Raw genomic sequence first — 18,593 nt, forward strand, 5'->3', positions numbered from 1 at the left:
ACTCACAACTCCGCGGCAGGCGGCCCCTCTTCGGGGCCGTCTGCGACGTCGGTGCCGTCCGTCGGCCGGGCTGCCGTCGTGCCGCCCTGCGCCCGGAAGTCCAGCCGCCCCTCCGTCGCGTCCACCGTGACCCGGCCGCCCTCCGTGATCGTGCCGTTCAGCAGCAGCCGGGACAGCTGGTTGTCCACCTCCCGCTGGATGGTGCGGCGCAGCGGGCGGGCGCCGTACTCCGGCTGGTAGCCGCGCTCGGCGATCCAGTCGACGGCCGCGTCCGTGAACTCGACGGTGACGTCCTGCCCCTCCAGCAGCCGGCGGGTGCGCTCCAGCAACAGATCGGTGATCTGCCGCAGTTGCTCGCCCGTCAGCTGGCGGAAGGCGACGATCTCGTCGATGCGGTTGAGGAACTCCGGCCGGAAGTGCTCGCGCAGCGGGCGCAGGATCCGCTCGCGCCGCGCCTCCTCGTCGGCCTCCGCGCTGCCCGCCCCGAAGCCAACCCCGGCACCGCGCCGCGTGATCGCCTCGGAACCGAGGTTGCTGGTCATCACGATGACCGTGTTGGTGAAGTCCACCGTCCGGCCCTGCGAGTCGGTGAGGCGTCCGTCGTCCAGCACCTGGAGCAGGATGTTGAAGACGTCCGGATGGGCCTTCTCCACCTCGTCCAGCAACAGCAGCGAGTACGGGAACCGGCGCACCACCTCGGTGAGCTGGCCCGCCTCCTCGTGGCCGACGTACCCGGGCGGGGCGCCGACCAGGCGGGAGACGGTGTGCCGCTCCTGGTACTCGCTCATGTCGAGGCGGACCATGCGGTCCTCGCTGCCGAACAGCACCTCGGCGAGCGCGCGGGCCAGCTCGGTCTTGCCGACGCCGGTCGGGCCGAGGAAGAGGAAGCTGCCGATCGGCCGGTCCGGGCTCGCGAGCCCCGCCCGGGAGCGCAGCACGGCCTCGGCCACCACGGCGACGGCCTCCTCCTGGCCGACCACCCGCTTGTGCAGGTGATCCTCCAGGCCGAGCAGCCGCTCCTTCTCCTCCTGGGTGAGGCGGCTGACCGGGATGCCGGTCTGCCGGGAGACCACCTCGGCGATGGCCTCCGCCGTCACCTCCAGGTCCTGGCCCTCGTCGGCCTGGTCCTCGCCGCTCGCCTCCGTGATCCGCTGCTTCAGCGCGCCGATCCGGTCGCGCAACTGCATGGCCTGCTCGTACTGTTCGTCGGAGACCGCCTGGTCCTTGTCCCGGACGAGCTGCTCGAGCTCGCGCTCCATCGTGCGTACGTCCGAGCCCTTGGTGCGGGCACCGAGCCGTACCCGGGCGCCCGCCTGGTCGATCAGGTCGATCGCCTTGTCCGGCAGCCGGCGGTCGGTGAGATAGCGGTCGGACAGCTCCACGGCTGCCATCAGCGCCTCGTCGGTGTAGCGGACCTGGTGGTGGGCCTCGTACCGGTCGCGCAGGCCGCGCAGGATCTCGATCGTGTCCTCGACGGTCGGCTCGGGCACCAGGACCGGCTGGAACCGGCGGGCCAGCGCCGCGTCCTTCTCGATCCGCCGGAACTCCTCCAGCGTGGTCGCGCCCACGATGTGCAGCTCGCCGCGGGCGAGCGGGGGCTTGAGGATGTTCCCCGCGTCCATCGCGCCGCCCTCGCCGCCCCCACCGGCGCCGACGACGGTGTGCAGCTCGTCGATGAAGACGATCAGCTTGTCGGAGTGGGAGCGGATCTCCTCCACGATGTTGTTCAGGCGCTCCTCGAAATCGCCCCGGTAGCGGGTGCCCGCGACGACCCCGGTCAGGTCCAGCGCGAACACGCGCCGCCCGGCCAGCACGTCCGGTACGTCCCCGTCGGCGATGCGCTGCGCGAGCCCCTCGACGATGGCCGTCTTGCCGACACCGGCGTCACCGATCAGCACCGGGTTGTTCTTCCCGCGCCGGGACAGCACCTCGATGGTCTGCTCGATCTCCGTTTCGCGGCCGATCACCGGGTCGATACGTCCTTCCCGGGCCTGTTCGGTCAGGTCGCGGCCGTACTTGTCCAGGGTGGGCGTGCCGGTGGCCCGCTGCCGCTCCGGGCGGGCCTGGGCGGTCTCCGGGACCTCGGTCGGCAGGGGTGCGGCCGAGAACCGGGCCGCGTGCAGGATGTGCCCGGCGGCCGAGTCCGGGTTCGCGGCCAGCGCGCTCAGCACGTGCTCCGGGCCGATGTACCCGGCCCCGGTCGACCGCGCCAGGTCGTGCGCGTCCAGCAGGGCCCGCTTGACGGCCGGGGTGAGCGACAGCGAGGTCGGCGGCGGCCCCTCGCCCGGGGCGTGCTGCACCGGACCCGCCCGGTGGTCGATCTCCGTCGCGAGTGAGTCCGGGTCCGCGCCGGACCGGCTCAGCAGGCTCCGGGTGGGCTCGGCCGACAGGGCCGCGCGCAGCAGGTGCTGGGTGTCCAGGTCCCGGCTGCCGTGCTCGACGGCGTACAGCGCGGCCCCTCTGACCAGCTCCCGGGCGGGCTGGCTGAGGAGTCGGCCGATGTCGATGTGGCGGGGGCGGCCGGCTCCGCCGGGGGCTCCGCCGGTTCCGCCGAAGAAGCGGGCGAAGAACTCTCCGAAGGGGTCGCCCTCCGGGCCTGGGTAGCCGCTGGTCATGGTTTCGCATCCTTCGCAGCAGACGACTGGCTCCGCCGGTTGGCTCCCGCCGGGTCAACCGGTGAGAGCCCGCTGTTGCCACGATGACACGAAGTGGGGGTGGGGGCATGTTCGCCTACGGGGGTGGTACCTCCTCGTGTGCGGCGGCTGCCGGTTGTTCGTGGTTGGTCACGCCCACGCGGCGGAGCCGCATATCGATACAGCCCCGCGCCCCTCAGAGCCCTGCCCTTGCCGTAAGAATCCTGGGACCGTCCTCTGTGATCGCCACCGTGTGCTCCACGTGGGCCGCTCGGGAGCCGTCGCTTGTCCGCAGTGTCCAGCCGTCGGCCGCCTCGTAGTAGTCGTCCTTGCCGCTCGCGATCAGCATCGGCTCGATCGCGAGGACCATGCCGTGGCGCAGGGGGAGGCCGCGGCCGGGGCGGCCCTCGTTGGGGACCTCCGGGTCCTCGTGCATGCGGCGGCCCACCCCGTGCCCGCCGAAGCCCTGCGGGATGCCGTAGCCGGCCGTACGGCACACCCGGCCGACGGCGTGCGCGATGTCGCCGATGCGGTTGCCGACGACGGCCGCCTCGACACCGGCCCGCAGCGCCCGCTCGGCGGTGTCGATCAGGCGGAGGTCGGCGGCGCGCGGGCGGCCCACAACGAAGCTGATCGCCGAGTCGCCCACCCAGCCGTCCAGCTCGGCGCCGCAGTCGATGGAGACCAGGTCGCCGTCGCGCAGGCGGTAGGGGTCCGGGACGCCGTGCACGATCGCGTCGTTGACCGAGGCGCAGATCACCGCCGGGAACGGGGTCGGGGCGAACGAGGGGCGGTAGCCGAGGAAGGGTGAGGACGCCCCGGCCTCCCGCAGCACCTCCCGTGCCACCCCGTCCAGCTCCAGCAGGCTGACGCCGACGTCCGCGGCCTGCCGTACGGCCGTCAGGGCCCGCCCGACGACCTGGCCCGCCGCGTGCATCGCGTCGACAGAAGTGTCCGTCTTCAGTTCCACCATGCCAATTACTATACCGGTATTTGAATTGGGGGCAGGGTGGGGGCGGTATTAGAATGGGCGGCATGGTGCGCACCCCTCTCACCCCTGAAGAGCGTGAACGCGGCGAGCGGCTCGGGCGGTTGCTGCGCGAGGCGCGCGGCGCACGCAGCATGGCCGAGGTCGCGGCGGAGGCGGGCGTGTCCGCCGAGACCCTGCGCAAGATCGAGACCGGACGGGCCCCGACGCCGGCCTTCTTCACGGTGGCCGCGCTGACCGGCGTGCTCGGGCTGTCCATGGACGACCTGGTCGCCCGCTGTGCACTGCTGGCCGTCTGACCCCGCCCCGCCCATCGGTGCGCGCAGCGGCCGAGGGCAAGTGATGAGCTGACGGCACTCTCCTGGAAAACTCTGCGTAGCAGAGTCGTAACACAGCTGGTGTTGCCTACCACCCGAGTGCTGGCAGGCGGGCGGGAGTCGGACGATGGCTGTGAATCAACTCCCCGGGCAGGTGCGGGAGTTCGCGAGCTACCTGAACGGCCTCCTGGCACGCCTGGACCCGGGCGGCGGCTGGTCCGGGGTCTTCTGGCAACGCGATCCGGAGGGCATGCAGGCCTGCCGTGACGGGCGGGAGGTGCCGCCGTGGGACGTCGTGGAGGCCCTGCTGCAGGACCTCGCCGCGGAACACGGCCCTGCTGCGGCGACGGCCGAGAAGAAGAGGGCGCGCGCCCTGCACGCCGCGGCGCTCAGCGCGTACGACGCCCGGCCCGGCGCCCGTGACTCCCTCGGCGACCGCCTCGACGTCATGCTCCGCGAGCAGCGGTACGCCGCCGAGCGCCAGGCGGAACTCGGCCGCCTCATGGTCACCGCGGCCACCCGCGAGGAGGCCCAGTCCCTCCACCTCGACCTCGCCTGGGCCCGCGACGACCACGAACGGGCGACCGCCCGCTGCGCCGAACTCCGGTCACGCATGGCCAGGTTGGAGAAGACCGACCGGGACGGGGGAGACGCGCCGGCAGGGGGAGGCTCGTCCGCCGCCGGCCCCCTCGCCCGGACGCTCCGAACCGCCGAGGACTCACAGACGTCTCAGCCGGCTCGGTCGGCACTGCCCGCTCAGCCCGCTCAGCCCGCTCAGCCCGCTCAGTCCGCACAGCGCACCCAGCCCACCCAGCCCACTGTGCCCGCCCAGGCCCCCGCGCCCGCCGCACCCATCGCTTCCGAGGCGTCCGGTAAAGTCCGCAAGCGGCGCCGTGGCAGTGCCCGGTTCGCCGGGGCCACCGAGGACGGCGGCGCGCCCGGCGCCGTACCCCAGACGCCGGATCCGGCCGCGCCCGACGCCTCCGCCCGCCGGCGTGTCCCCCGAGGGGCCCGGTTCGCCTGGGCGGGGGAGTCGGCCGAGCGGGCGGAGCCCCGCGTGGAGGAGGCCGACGGCGGGGGGCAGGCGGCCGTGGCCGAGGCCGTCGAGCGGCTGGTGCGGCTCAGGGCCGAGGGGCGTACCGGGGAAGCGCATGCCCTGATGGTCGAGGCCACGCAGTGGCCGCCCGCCCGCTTCCCGCTGCTCGCGGACGCCTTGCGGCGCGCCGGGCTCGGCGCGGACTGGGCCACGCTGCTGTGGGAGGCCGCCTCGCTGCCCGCCGAGCGGCTCGTCGCCGCCGCCGACGCACTGGAGGCGGCCGGCCGGGCCGATGACGGGCAGCAGATCCTGCGGCAGGGCGTCGCGCGGCCGGCCGCGGAGATAGGCGCCGCCGTGCTCGGGCTGGACACGGCGGGCCGGGACCGCGAGGTAGGGGCCCTGCTGGACGCCTACGTCCGCGTCCGCACCCCCGAGGAGGCCGCCGGCAGCGTCGCCGCCGACCCCCGGCGGCTGGTGCCGCTGCTGCTGAAGGCCGCTCAGGGGGTCTCGCAGGAGCGGTACTGGGATCTGGTGCACGCTTTACGAGTCGCGGGGTTCGCCGCCTGACCGAGGTGCACGTCGCCTGACCGGCCCTGCACGCCGCCTGACCGGCCCGCTCGGCATCGAGCGGGCCGGTTGCGCAGGGCGGCGAGGAGAAAACCGCGCACGCCCGGTTCTCGTGGTGGCTCGAAAGCGGTTCACTCGATCGAGTGGGCGGGCGTCCTTCCCAGCGGGGAATTTGCCCTCTACCGTCGGCGTACACGCGCGTAGACGCTCGGACATCGCGTCGAAGGAGCAGCTCATGGCCAACGTCGTACGTGCCGCACTGGTCCAGGCCACCTGGACCGGCGACACCGAGTCCATGGTGGCGAAACACGAGGAGCACGCCCGCGAGGCGGCCCGCCGGGGTGCGAAGATCATCGGCTTTCAGGAGGTCTTCAACGCGCCCTACTTCTGCCAGGTCCAGGAGCCGGAGCACTACCGCTGGGCCGAGCCGGTGCCCGACGGGCCGACCGTCCGCCGGATGCGGGACCTCGCCCGCGAGACCGGCATGGTGGTCGTCGCACCGGTCTTCGAGGTCGAGCAGTCCGGCTTCTACTACAACACCGCCGCCGTGATCGACGCCGACGGCAGCTACCTCGGCAAGTACAGGAAGCACCACATCCCGCAGGTCAAGGGCTTCTGGGAGAAGTACTACTTCCGCCCCGGCAACCTCGGCTGGCCCGTCTTCGACACCGCCGTGGGCAAGGTCGGCGTCTACATCTGCTACGACCGCCACTTCCCGGAGGGCTGGCGGCAACTCGGCCTCAACGGCGCCCAGTTGGTCTACAACCCGTCCGCCACCCACCGCGGCCTGTCCGCCCACCTCTGGCAGCTGGAGCAGCCCGCGGCGGCCGTGGCCAACGAGTACTTCGTCGCCGCCATCAACCGGGTCGGCCAGGAGGAGTACGGCGACAACGACTTCTACGGCACGAGCTACTTCGTCGACCCGCGTGGCCGGATGGTCGGCGGGACGGCCAATGACAAGACGGAGGAACTCCTCGTCCGCGACCTGGACTTCGGCGTCATCGAGGAAGTCCGGCAGCAGTGGGCGTTCTACCGCGACCGCCGCCCCGACGCCTACGAAGGGCTGGTGCAGCCGTGAACGACCTCTACAGCCGCCACCGCCAGGTCATGCCCGACTGGCTCGCCCTCTACTACGACGAGCCGCTGGAGATCACCCATGGCGAGGGCCGCCACGTCTGGGACTCGGCCGGCAACAAGTACCTGGACTTCTTCGGCGGCATCCTCACCACGATGACCGCGCACGCCCTGCCCGAGGTGACCAAGGCGGTCAGCGAGCAGGCCGGCCGCATCCTGCACTCCTCGACCCTCTACCTCAACCGGCCGATGGTCGAACTCGCCGAGCGCATCGCCAAGTTGAGCGGCATCCCGGACGCCCGGGTGTTCTTCACCACCTCCGGTACCGAGGCCAACGACACCGCCCTGCTGCTCGCCACCGCCTACCGCGGCAGCAACACCGTCCTGGCCATGCGCAACAGCTACCACGGCCGCTCCTTCAGCACGGTCGGCATCACCGGCAACCGCGGCTGGTCCCCGACCTCCCTGTCCCCGCTGCAGACGCTGTACGTCCACGGAGGCGTCCGCAGCCGGGGCCCGTTCGCCGAGCTGGACGACCGTGCCTTCATCGACGCCTGTGTCGCGGACCTGAAGGACGTCCTCGGGCAGGGCCGGCCGCCCGCCGCGCTGATCGCCGAGCCCATCCAGGGTGTCGGCGGCTTCACGTCCCCGCCCGACGGACTGTATGCGGCCTTCCGTGACGTGCTGAACGCACACGGGATCCTGTGGATCGCCGACGAGGTGCAGACCGGCTGGGGCCGCACCGGCGACCATTTCTGGGGCTGGCAGGCCCATGCCCAGAGCGGCCCGCCGGACCTCGTCACCTTCGCCAAGGGCATCGGCAACGGTATGTCCGTCGGCGGTGTGATCGCCCGCGGCGAGATCATGAACTGCCTGGACGCCAACAGCATCTCGACGTTCGGCGGCACCCAGATCACCATGGCCGCCGGCCTCGCCAACGTCGCCTACCTCGTGGAACACGACCTCCAGGGCAACGCGCGCCGGGTCGGCGGGCTGCTCATCGAGCGGCTGCGCGCCGTCGCCGCCCAGCTGCCCGGCGTCCGCGAAGTACGCGGACGGGGCCTGATGATCGGCATCGAACTGGTCAAGCCCGGCACGGACGAGGCCGATCCGCAGGGAGCCGCCGCCGTGCTGGAGGCGGCCCGCGCGGGCGGACTGCTCATCGGCAAGGGCGGCGGCCACAACACCAGCGCCCTGCGCATCGCCCCGCCGCTCACGCTGACCGTCGCGGAGGCGGAGGAGGGCGCGGCGATCCTCGAACACGCGCTGAGGAGCACGTACTAGCACCGCCCGAGCAAGGGATACGGCCATGACCATCATCTCGGAGTCCCCGCATTCCGCCCTCTCGGTCCGCCAGGTCCTCACCCTGGAGCGGGTGCTCGCCGGGGAGCCCGAGGTGGTGGCCGGTGCCGGTCAGCTCGACCGGCCGGTGCGCTGGGTGCACGTCGCCGAGGCCGCCGATGTCGGGGTGATGCTCAGCGGTGGCGAGATGGTGCTCACCACCGGCGTGCTGCTCGCCGGTGACGAGAGCAAACAGGCCGAGTACATCCAGTCGTTGTACCGGGCCGAGGCCGCCGCGGTCGTCCTCGGCCTCGGCCGTGCCTTCCCCGCGCCCCCGGACGCGATGCGCCGCGCGGCGGACCGCTGCGGCCTGCCCATGGTGGTCCTCCACCGCCCCTTTCCCTTCGCCGAGTTGACGGAGGAGGTCCAGTCCCGGCTGGTACGTCAGAAGTTCGCCGCCGTCAGCCTTTCGGAGTCGGTCCGTACCGCGCTCACCGGCCTCATCACGGCCGGCGCCCCCCTCCAGCGGCTCCTCGACGAAGTCGCCGTGCACAGCGGCTGTCCGGTCGTCGTCACCAACCTCGCGCACCGCGTCCTCGCCACGGCGGGGGAGCGGTCGGCGGTGGACGACGTGCTGCGGGACTGGGAGCGGATCGCCCGGCAGGCCGGCGGCAGCGCGGGCGACGGCTGGATCCGCGCCGAGCTGGGCGGGCGCGGTGAGCGCTGGGGCCGGATCCTACTGTGCGGGTACCGGGGTGACCCGGCCGCCGGGCGGCTGCTCGCCGACCGGGCCGCCGAGGCGCTGGTCCTGCACCGCATGCTCGGCGGCGGCTCCGCGCGGACCTGGGAGGAGCAGTCCGCGCAGAGCCTGCTGACCGACCTCGTCTCCGGTGCCGTACCGGCCCGGCAGCTGCTGCCACGGGCGCGGGCGGCCGGGCTGCCGGTCAACCGGCGGACCTTCGTCCCGCTCGTCGTACCCGACGGGGATCTCGGTCAACTCGACAGGGTGCTACGGATGTTGGGGCTGTCCGGGCTCGTCGCCGAGCTGGCCGACGGGGCCACCGCCGTGCTGCTCAGCCTCGCCCGCGACCAGCACGCCGAGGCGCTGACCGCGCACTTCGCGGCCCGGCTGCGCACCGAGACCGCGCGGCCCGCCGCCGTGGTCGCCGCCGCCGATCCGCGCACCGCCTGGGACGAGGTGCCCGCCGGGCTGCGCGAGGCCCGGCATGTCGCCGACGCCGTCGCCGACTCCGCCGCGGCCCTCGACCTGCCGGCCGTCGTCCGCCTGAAGGACGTGCATCTGCGCGGGCTGATCCGGCTGCTGCGCGACGACCCGCAGGTGCAGTCCTTCGCCGAACGGGAGCTGGCCGGACTGCTGCGCGGCGCCGAGCCGGAGCTGCTGAACGTGCTGCGCACCTACCTGGCGACCGGCCGCAACAAGTCCCGCACCGCGCAGCTCCACCACGTCTCCCGGCCCGCGCTCTACCGCCGCCTGGAGGCCATACAGGCCCGCCTCGGCGTCGACCTGGACGACTTCGAACAGGCGGCCTCCGTGCACATCGCGCTCCTCGCGCACGACGCGCAACAGGGGTGAAACATACAACGACCTGGAAAAACGGCGGTGAAACATGGGACCGTACGCGCGTGACACGGTGGCACGCCGACCGCCCGCAGACGTGACACGCTGCAACTCAAACCGGCCATCGGGGCTTTCTAGGCTCTTGGGGCGGGCGTCGGAGGTCCCGTCTGCCGGGCGACGCCCTGCACGCACTCTCGCCGCACCGGACGCAAGCCCAAGTACGTCCAGTACGTGGGCTCGCGCCCGGCACGCCGAGAGCACGCACCGGACGCCGCCCGCCCCGCCCTTCGGGCGGACGACGCGACCTCCGACGCCCGCCCCAGCACACCGAGCGACCGGAGGTCCCGATGAGCCGAGTGATCCGTGCCGCCCTCTTCCAGACCGCCTGGACCGGCGACAAGGAGTCGATGATCCGGGTGCACGAGCAGGCGGCCCGCGACGCCGCCGCGCAGGGCGCCCAAGTCCTGTGCTTCCAGGAGCTGTTCTACGGCCCCTACTTCTGCCAGGTGCAGGACAAGGCCTTCTACGAGTACGCCGAGCGGATCCCGGACGGCCCGACCGTCCAGCGCTTCCAGGCGCTCGCGCGGGAACTGGGCATCGTCCTGGTCCTGCCCATGTACGAGGAGGAGCAGCCGGGCGTCCTGTACAACACCGCCGCGGTGATCGACGCGGACGGCACCTACCTCGGCAAGTACCGCAAGACCCACATCCCCCAAGTCCAGGGATTCTGGGAGAAGTTCTACTTCCGCCCCGGCAACAGCGGCTGGCCCGTCTTCGACACGGCCGTCGGCCGGATCGGTGTGTACATCTGCTACGACCGCCACTTCCCGGAGGGCTGGCGGGCGTTGGGCCTCGCCGGCGCCGAGCTCGTCTTCAACCCCTCGGCGACCTCGCGGGGACTCTCCCGCTACCTGTGGCAGCTGGAGCAGCCGGCGGCGGCCGTCGCCAACGAGTACTTCGTCGGCGCGATCAACCGGGTCGGCGTGGAGGACCTCGGCGACAACGACTTCTACGGCACCACCTACTTCGTGGACCCGGAGGCCCAGTTCGTCGGCGAGGTCGCGAGCGACAAGGAGACCGAACTCGTCGTCCGCGACCTCGACCTGGCCAAGCTCCGCGAGGTCCGCGACCGCTGGCAGTTCTACCGCGACCGGGCGCCGGGGGCGTACACGCCGCTGACCGCACCCTGACCGCACCGCCGACCGAGGGAGCAGCATGAGCAGCCGTACCGTCATCCGCGGGGGCCTCGTCATCACCGCGTCCGACGAGATCCACGCCGACGTCCTGATCGAGGACGGCCGCATCGCCGCCCTCGCCGCCTCCGGCACCCCCGCCGCCGAGGCGTTTATTGCCGAGCGAAGCGAGATGGGGGCACCCCCGCCCGGAGGGTGGGGGAGGGTCATCGACGCCACCGGGAAGTACGTCATCCCGGGCGGCGTCGACGCCCACACCCACATGGAGCTGCCGTTCGGCGGCACCTTCGCCTCCGACACCTTCGAGACCGGCACCCGCGCCGCCGCCTGGGGCGGCACGACCACCATCGTCGACTTCGCGGTGCAGAGCGTCGGCCACACCCTGCGCGAGGGCCTGGACACCTGGCACGCCAAGGCCGAGGGCAACTGCGCGATCGACTACGCCTTCCACATGATCGTCTCCGATGTGAACGACGAGACGCTCAAGGAGATGGACCTGCTGATCGAGGAGGGCGTGACCTCGTTCAAGCAGTTCATGGCCTACCCGGGGGTGTTCTACTCCGACGACGGCCAGATCCTGCGGGCCATGCAGCGCTCCGCCGACAACGGCGGCCTGATCATGATGCACGCCGAGAACGGCATCGCGATCGACGTGCTCGTCGAACAGGCCCTCGCCCGCGGCGAGACCGACCCCCGCTACCACGGCGAGGTCCGCAAGGCCCTGCTGGAGGCCGAGGCCACGCACCGCGCCATCCGGCTCGCCCAGGTCGCCGGGGCGCCCCTGTACGTCGTGCACGTCTCCGCCATGGAGGCCGTGGCGGAACTGGCGCGGGCACGCGACGAAGGGCTGAACGTCTTCGGCGAGACCTGCCCGCAGTACCTGTTCCTGTCCACCGACAACCTCGCCGAGCCGGACTTCGAGGGCGCCAAGTACGTGTGCAGCACGCCGCTCAGGCCCAAGGAGCACCAGGCCAAGCTCTGGCAGGGGCTCAGGACGAACGACCTCCAGGTCGTCTCCACCGACCACTGCCCGTTCTGCTTCACCGGCCAGAAGGAGCTGGGCCGCGGCGACTTCTCCAAGATCCCCAACGGGCTGCCCGGCGTGGAGAACCGCATGGACCTGCTCCACCAGGCCGTGGTCGACGGGCACATCTCCCGCCGCCGCTGGATCGAGATCGCCTGCGCCACCCCGGCCCGGATGTTCGGCCTCTACCCGGCGAAGGGCACCATCGCGCCCGGCGCGGACGCCGACATCGTCATCTACGACCCGCACGCCGAGCAGGTCATGTCCGCCGCGACACACCACATGAACGTCGACTACTCGGCGTACGAGGGCAGGCGGACGACCGGCCGGGTCGAGACCGTGCTCTCGCGCGGCGAACCCGTCATCACCGAGCGGGAGTACACCGGACGCGCCGGCCACGGCGTCTTCACCCCCCGCTCCACCTGTCAGTACCTCAACTAGGAGTGGCGCACATGGACTTCGGACTCGTCCTGCAGACCGACCCCCCTGCCTCCCGCGTCATCAGCCTGATGAAGAGGGCCGAGCGCAACGGCTTCACCTACGGCTGGACCTTCGACTCCGCCGTGCTGTGGCAGGAACCGTTCGTGATCTACAGTCAGATCCTCGCCCAGACCACGAAGTTGAAGATCGGCCCGATGGTCACCAACCCGGGCACCCGCACCTGGGAGGTCACCGCCTCCACCTTCGCCACCCTCAACGACATGTTCGGCAACCGCACCGTCTGTGGCATCGGCCGCGGTGACTCCGCGATGCGCGTCGCGGGCCGCAAGCCCAATACCCTCGCGCGGATCAGCGAGGCGATGAAGGTCATCCGGGCCCTCGGCAGCGGGCACGAGGCCGACCTCGGCGGGACGGCCGTCAGGTTCCCGTGGATCAAGCCGGGCGCCGAACTGCCCGTGTGGATGGCCGCGTACGGTCCCAAGGCGCTGAAGATGGCCGGTGAGGAGGCCGACGGGTTCATCCTCCAGCTGTCCGACCTGTACCTGACCGAGTACATGGTGAAGGCCGTCAAGGACGCGGCCGTGGCCGCGGGCCGCGACCCGTCCGAGATCACCGTCTGCGTCGCCGCCCCCGCCTACGTCACCGCGGACGACTCGCCCGAGGCGCTCGCCCACGCGCGCGACCAGTGCCGGTGGTTCGGCGGCATGGTCGGCAACCACGTGGCCGACCTGGTCGCCAAGTACGGCGAGCACTCCGGCCAGGTCCCCGACGAACTCACCGACTACATCAAGGCCCGCGAGGGCTACGACTACTCCCACCACGGACGCGCCGACAACCCCGACACCGCGTTCGTGCCCGACGAGATCGTCGACCGTTTCTGCCTCATCGGCCCGGCCGAGAAGCACATCGAGAAACTGCACGCGCTGCGCGAGCTGGGCGTCGACCAGTTCGCGGTGTACGACATGCACGACGCGCAGGAGGCGACCATCGACGCCTACGGCGCAACGGTGATCCCCGCCGTCAACGCCTGACGCACCCCCCGTCCCTCTGCCCCTCCGCACCCCCCACCTCCTGGTCACCCCTTCCCGCCGTCCCGGGGAGGGGCTGGTGCCCGCACGGCCTTTCCCGTCTTCGTGGCCAAGCGCTTCCGGGGATGAGTCGAGCTTCCCGGAGTCCGCATCGTCACATGAGTCTTCGCGATACGAGGTGGTCCTGATGTCCCCCAGTGGAAGAACCCTGGCCGATCCGGCCGTTGCGCAGCAGGTGTACCCGGACGGCCGGGTCGCGCTGTCCGATCCGGCGGTGCTGGATGATTCGCGTTTCGCCAACGCGGACCTGGTGCCGGTACCGATCGCGCGCCGGACGTGGGGGACTTACAACTATCTCGCCCTTTGGGTGGGAATGGCGCATTGCATCCCGTCGTGGACGCTGGCATCGGGGCTGGTGGCACTGGGGATGGATTGGAAGCAGGCAGTGCTGACGATTGCGCTGGCGAACGTGATCGTCCTGGTGCCGATGCTGCTGACCGGTCATGCCGGCACCAAGTACGGGATCCCGTTCCCGGTGTTCGCGCGGGCGTCCTTCGGGGTGCGCGGGGCGAACCTGCCGGCGATGGTGCGGGCGGCGGTGGCGTGCTGCTGGTTCGGAATCCAGACGTGGATCGGCGGGGAGGGCATCTTTCTGCTGGCCGGCAAGCTGTTCGGCCACGGCTGGCTGCACGCCGGCTCGATCGGGGGCACGCCGTGGACCCAGTGGCTGTCGTTCGGGGTGTTCTGGCTGATTGAGGTCGCCATCATCACCCGTGGCATGGAGACGCTGCGCAGGGTGGAGAACTGGGCGGCGCCGCTGGTGATCGTCGGCGCGCTGGTGCTGTTGGGGGTCATGGCAGCCAAGGCGGGCGGCTTCGGCCCGCTGCTGGACCAGCCTTCGCGCCTGGGTTGGGGGAGCGGTTTCTGGAAGGTGTTCTTCCCCTCTCTGATGGGCATGATCGGCTTCTGGTCCACGCTGTCGCTGAACATCCCCGACTTCACGCGCTTCGGCGGCAGCCAGCGCGCCCAGCTGTGGGGTCAGGCCCTGGGCCTGCCGACCACGATGACACTGTTCGCGATCCTGTCGGTGCTGGTGACGTCCGGCTCCCAGGCCGTCTACGGGGCGCCGATCTGGGATCCGATCGCCCTGAGTGCGAAGATGAGCAACACCGTCGGTGCCTTGTTCGCGCTGCTGATCGTGATGGTGGCGACCTTGTCGGTGAACATCGCCGCCAATGTCGTCTCCCCGGCGTACGACCTGTCGAATTTGCTGCCGCGACTGGTCAGCTTCCGCACCGGCGCGCTGATCACCGGCGTGGTCGGCATCCTGATCATGCCGTGGAAGCTGATCGCCAACCCGCACGTGTACATCTTCACGTGGCTCGGCTTCGTCGGCGGCCTGCTCGGCACGGTGGCCGGCATCCTCGTCGCCGACTACTGGATCGTGCGCGGTACCCGCCTGGCGCTGGGGGAGTTGTACCAGTGCGACGGCCGCTACTGGTACACCGGCGGGTGGAACCTGCGCGCGGTGGCCGCCTTCGTGATCGGCGGTGTCCTGGCCGTCGGCGGCTCGTACTCGACCGTGGTCAAGGGCGTCAAGCAGGGCCCCTTCCCCGCCGACGGCATCATCCCGTTCCTCAAGCCCCTGGCCGACTACGGCTGGGCGGTCGGCCTGGCCTCCGCCGTGCTGCTCTACATGCTGCTCAGCCTCGGCACCGGGCGGAACCAGGATGCCTGAACTACAGATTCTGTCTGCGGGTTCCCGGAGTTCCCGCGTGATGGTGCAACGGTTGTGAAATGTGGGAGCGGCTGCTCCGGATCGACCGCCGAAAAGGTGACGCATGTATTCCGCTAATTCACAGGAAGCGTATGCCAATTGCATGTTCGGCGACTGAAGGCTGAATAACCCAATACACCTTGACAGCAGATGATGCGCATATGAACATCGTTGTGCCTCCGCTGACTGGTGGGGGTTCAGTTAAGAACTGAGACAGGGGGTATTCGAATGTCTGCGATCGTTTCCACGCTCAAGCACACGAAGTACGTCATGGGTTCGATGACGGCGGTGCTCTTCAGCTTCTGCATCAGCTAACCCGCGGGTGGGGTGGGCGGCCACGGTCGCCCACCCCACCATGGGGACGAGGCCGGGGGCGGGGTGAGGGTGGAAAGGGACCATGTTCGACGCGGGGATACGACAGTTCCGGATGGCGCTGGCCATGGTGCTCGGCCGCCCGATCAACGTGCGTTCCGCCGAGCGGCTCGTCGAGGACGCCCTCGCGACGCTAGCCGAGTTCGGCTCGCCCGGCGAGGACGTCGAACAGTTGCTGCACGGCGCCGCCGCCGGTGAGGCACAGATGCGCACCGACCTTGCGAACAGGGCTCTGCGTCGCACCGCGAAACGCCTCGCGGCGAAGTCGCCCTTCTACGCGGACCACTTCGCCGCGGCGGGCGTCGACCCGGCCACACTGAACCTCGAGAACATCGACACAGTGCCCGTCACCACCAAGACCGACCTGGTCAAGCGTTCCCGGGACTTCCTGTGCAGCGAGCCCTTTCTCGCATCCCGCACCACCGGGACGACGGGCCGGCCCACAGAGGTCTGGTACTCCCGCTACGAGGAACGCCTGTGGCCCGCGCTCGTCGCCCTCTCCCAGGTACTGCGCGGCAACATCCACACCACCGACCTGATCCAGTTCAACGTCAGCTCCCGAGCGACCGGCACGGCGTACACGGAGATGCAGGTCGCGCGCATGGCCGGAGCGACGATCCGGATGGTGGGCCTGATACCTCCCGCCGAGACGCTGGACGTCACGGCGGGAACCGACGAATCGGCCCCGACCCTGATGGTCACCTACCCCAGCTATCTGGGGCAGTTGGTCCGCCTGGCCCGCGAACGCGGGCTCGGGCCCGCGGACTTCCGGCTGCGTAGCATCACCGTAGGCAGCGAAGTACTCTCACCCACACTCGCGGCCGCCGCCGAGGCTGTCTTCGGCGCCGCCGTCGAGGACCTCTACGGCATGACCGAGATCTCGCCGGTGGCGGGCGCGGTCTGCCGGCAGCGGCATCTCCACATCGACGGGGGCGTCGGACTGGTGGAGGTGTGCGATCTCGACACCGGAAGGAAGGCCGCGCCCGGAGAACTCGGCACGATCGTCGCCACCCCGTTCTACCCCTACCGGGAGTGCATGCCGATCTTCCGGTACGACACCCGCGACCTGGTGCGGCGGCTACCCGACGCACCACTCGACTGCGAGATGCAGAACGTACCGGCGACCTCGCACATCCTCGGCAAGGCGGACCATGTGCTGCGCACCTTCGACGGCCCGGTGACCTCGCGCGACATCGTCGAGGTCCTCGATGCGCTGCCCGGCGCGCGCTGGCCGATGCGCTACCGCGCCGAGGTGGTGGACGGTCGGCTGCACGTCACGGTGGCCGCCTCCTCAGTGCCGGAGACGACCGGCATCGCGCGTTACTTCGCCGATGCGGGCATGGATGCCACGGTCGACGTCGTACCGGTGGAAGGAGCCCAACTGCGTCGCCACCGCTGCGATCTGCTCGAGCACAGCTTCTCCTCCATCGGGGGCGCCGCATGACCGCCGCACAAGACGTGTTCTCTGTCCTCGTGACACTCACGATCGCACTGGGCGTCTCACTCGCCTCGGTCGGCTACTTCCGCAAGGTCACGCTGCCCCGCCCCGCTGTCGGCGTCTTCAACGGCAAAGACATGGTCATCATGATGGGCTTCGTGATCGCACTGCCCTTCTTCTATCTTGCCCTTCCGGGCTGGCTGTTGCCGCCCGTACTGGGGCTGACCCTGGCCGGGGGGCTCAGTGTCGGTTACGGGGCGGTCGTGCGGCAGGGGTTGGTGCGCTGGTCCCTCATCATCTGCCTGATGGCCGCCGACTGGTTCACCGCGCGCAGCGCCGAGCACGATCCCACCCACGCCCTGCCGTACTGGCTGATCAACAGTGTGGTCATCCTGCTGATGGCGATCGGCGCAGCCAACCTCAACACGCAGGGCGGGTTGAAGCTGCGGTACGTCTCCCGCTTCGCGCTGGCGCTCGCCGTGTACGACCTCTTCTTCGCCACCGCCGTACCGCTCACCCAGAAGCTGTTCGGCGCTGTACAGGGCTACGCCTTCGCACCGTCGGCCGGGGTGCGCATCGGCGAGTTCGGTGCCGTCCTGGGCATGGGCGATCTCCTGGTGTACGCCCTCTTCACCACCGTGGCCTACAAGGCGTACGGACGTCAGGGGCTGACCTTGGCCCTTTGCCTGGTCGCCGTGTTCGGCGCGCTGGCACCGACACTGACGCCGATCACGGTCGAGGCTCTCACCGGACATCTTCCCGAGATCGTGCCCGCGCAGATCTTCTTCGGTCCGGCCGCGTTCTTCGGGTACCTCGTGCTGCGGCGGAGCGGCCCGGAGCGGCGCATGGTCGATGTCCGGCCGCCCGCGCGGCTCGCGCCGGCCCACGGAGAACTGGAGACCGCGGGCCCTCGCACTCGCCCGTGAGCCGTCGAGGACCTTCGGGATCGAGCCTCTTCGAACGGCATGAGTCCGGTCCGAGGCAGAGAGCGGTGCCGATCGGTGGACAGATCAGGACGGCGTTCCCTCGGGCATGACGACCATGCCCGGCCTACTGCCCCTGGCCCGCCACTACTACTGCCGGGCTTGCCGGTCACCGGCGGGATGCCGTCGACCAGGGCGAGGGGCTGGGGCCTGAGGGCGGTCAGCCGGACCCGCCGCCCTTCAGCGCCGCGACCGCGCTCCGGGCCGCCTTGATGGCGCCCGTGTTGATCTCCTTGGTGTCCGGCGCCTTCTTCGTCTCGAAGTCGCTGCCGTTGTAGGTGACGATCACCAGGGCGTTGCCGACGCGCACCATGACCACGCCCTCGCGGGTCTGCTGCTTGTCCTCCGTCGTCAGGTTCACGACGGAGTACGCGCTGTCGCCGAGCCCGGGTACGGTCCCGCCGCCGCTCTTCTCGGCGACCCGCTGCTGGTACTCCGTCGTCGCCTCCTGGTCGGACGAGGCCAGCTCGAAGGAGACGTCGAGCCACCGGTAGTCGTAGCCCTTGAGCGCGTTCCAGGAGCAGGTGCGGCGCAGCGAGGGATCCGTCGACGGGATCTCCCTGCCCGCTGCCTTCGCCCCGGGCACGAGGCCGGTGACCGTGCCCACGGGCACGCTCGCGCAGGGGGCGGGCGCGGAGGAGTACGTCTTGGACTCCGTGGTCGACGACGGGGCGGGGGCCGACCCGGTGGACGTCTGCGGGGCCGGCCGGTGCCCGGCGGCGTGCGGTGCGGCCGGGCTCGACGACAGCGCCCAGCCGGCGCAGGCGAGCACGGCGACCGGCGTCAGACGCGCGGTGAGGGCGAGCGGCAGAGGAAGGGAACGCACGGCTCACTTCTCGTAGGGGAGGGGGTACGGAAGGGT

At 70.9% G+C, this 18,593-nt stretch carries 14 protein-coding genes; 11 read left to right on the forward strand and 3 right to left on the reverse strand.

The genetic code is table 11. The features are described from left to right. Positions 1–2: 2 nt before the first annotated feature. On the reverse strand, positions 3–2,615 hold the full coding sequence (locus ACWD35_RS30600; RefSeq protein ID WP_451354570.1) for an ATP-dependent Clp protease ATP-binding subunit: 2,613 nt from the start codon (positions 2,613–2,615) through the stop codon (positions 3–5). A gap of 214 nt (positions 2,616–2,829) precedes the next feature. Further along, positions 2,830–3,606, reverse strand: coding sequence for a type I methionyl aminopeptidase (map, locus tag ACWD35_RS30605; RefSeq protein WP_451354571.1), 777 nt, complete (start codon positions 3,604–3,606; stop codon positions 2,830–2,832). Between the two features lie 62 nt (positions 3,607–3,668). Here map and ACWD35_RS30610 point away from each other — a divergent pair, with 62 nt between their 5' ends. From ACWD35_RS30610 to ACWD35_RS30660, 11 genes are all read left to right on the forward strand, one after another. Then, entirely contained in the window at positions 3,669–3,920 is a 252-nt protein-coding gene (locus tag ACWD35_RS30610; protein ID WP_451354572.1) for a helix-turn-helix domain-containing protein, read from the forward strand. 145 nt (positions 3,921–4,065) lie between these two features. Then, entirely contained in the window at positions 4,066–5,541 is a 1,476-nt protein-coding gene (locus ACWD35_RS30615; protein ID WP_451354573.1) for a hypothetical protein, read from the forward strand. Between the two features lie 235 nt (positions 5,542–5,776). Continuing rightward, positions 5,777–6,619, forward strand: coding sequence for a nitrilase-related carbon-nitrogen hydrolase (locus ACWD35_RS30620; RefSeq protein WP_451354574.1), 843 nt, complete (start codon positions 5,777–5,779; stop codon positions 6,617–6,619). Further along, positions 6,616–7,899 carry an aspartate aminotransferase family protein gene (locus tag ACWD35_RS30625; protein WP_451354575.1) on the forward strand — a complete coding sequence of 428 codons (1,284 nt, stop codon included), beginning with the start codon at positions 6,616–6,618 and terminating at the stop codon, positions 7,897–7,899. The genes ACWD35_RS30620 and ACWD35_RS30625 overlap by 4 nt, the downstream gene beginning before the upstream one ends. Positions 7,900–7,924: 25 nt before the next feature. Further along, positions 7,925–9,490 carry a PucR family transcriptional regulator gene (locus ACWD35_RS30630; RefSeq protein WP_451354576.1) on the forward strand — a complete coding sequence of 522 codons (1,566 nt, stop codon included), beginning with the start codon at positions 7,925–7,927 and terminating at the stop codon, positions 9,488–9,490. A gap of 332 nt (positions 9,491–9,822) precedes the next feature. Continuing rightward, on the forward strand, positions 9,823–10,665 hold the full coding sequence (locus tag ACWD35_RS30635; protein ID WP_451354577.1) for a nitrilase-related carbon-nitrogen hydrolase: 843 nt from the start codon (positions 9,823–9,825) through the stop codon (positions 10,663–10,665). Between the two features lie 25 nt (positions 10,666–10,690). Continuing rightward, positions 10,691–12,133: a dihydropyrimidinase gene (gene hydA / locus ACWD35_RS30640; protein ID WP_451354578.1), complete on the forward strand. Its 1,443-nt coding sequence runs from the start codon at positions 10,691–10,693 to the stop codon at positions 12,131–12,133. A gap of 11 nt (positions 12,134–12,144) precedes the next feature. Continuing rightward, a complete protein-coding gene (locus ACWD35_RS30645) occupies positions 12,145–13,164 on the forward strand; it encodes a TIGR03842 family LLM class F420-dependent oxidoreductase (RefSeq protein ID WP_451354579.1) in 1,020 nt (339 codons plus the stop codon). Between the two features lie 184 nt (positions 13,165–13,348). Beyond that, positions 13,349–14,899 (forward strand): NCS1 family nucleobase:cation symporter-1, encoded by a 1,551-nt coding sequence (locus tag ACWD35_RS30650; protein WP_451354580.1) that lies wholly within the window; start codon positions 13,349–13,351, stop codon positions 14,897–14,899. A 436-nt stretch (positions 14,900–15,335) separates the two neighbouring features. Next, positions 15,336–16,754: a phenylacetate--CoA ligase family protein gene (locus ACWD35_RS30655; protein WP_451354581.1), complete on the forward strand. Its 1,419-nt coding sequence runs from the start codon at positions 15,336–15,338 to the stop codon at positions 16,752–16,754. Next, on the forward strand, positions 16,751–17,674 hold the full coding sequence (locus tag ACWD35_RS30660) for a hypothetical protein (RefSeq protein WP_451354582.1): 924 nt from the start codon (positions 16,751–16,753) through the stop codon (positions 17,672–17,674). The genes ACWD35_RS30655 and ACWD35_RS30660 overlap by 4 nt, the downstream gene beginning before the upstream one ends. 217 nt (positions 17,675–17,891) lie before the next feature. On the opposite strand, the gene ACWD35_RS30665 is transcribed toward ACWD35_RS30660, so the two are convergent. Then, positions 17,892–18,557, reverse strand: coding sequence for a hypothetical protein (locus ACWD35_RS30665; protein ID WP_451354583.1), 666 nt, complete (start codon positions 18,555–18,557; stop codon positions 17,892–17,894). Between the last annotated feature and the right edge of the window lie 36 nt (positions 18,558–18,593).

It is taken from the genome of Streptomyces sp. NPDC002671 (assembly GCF_053592475.1).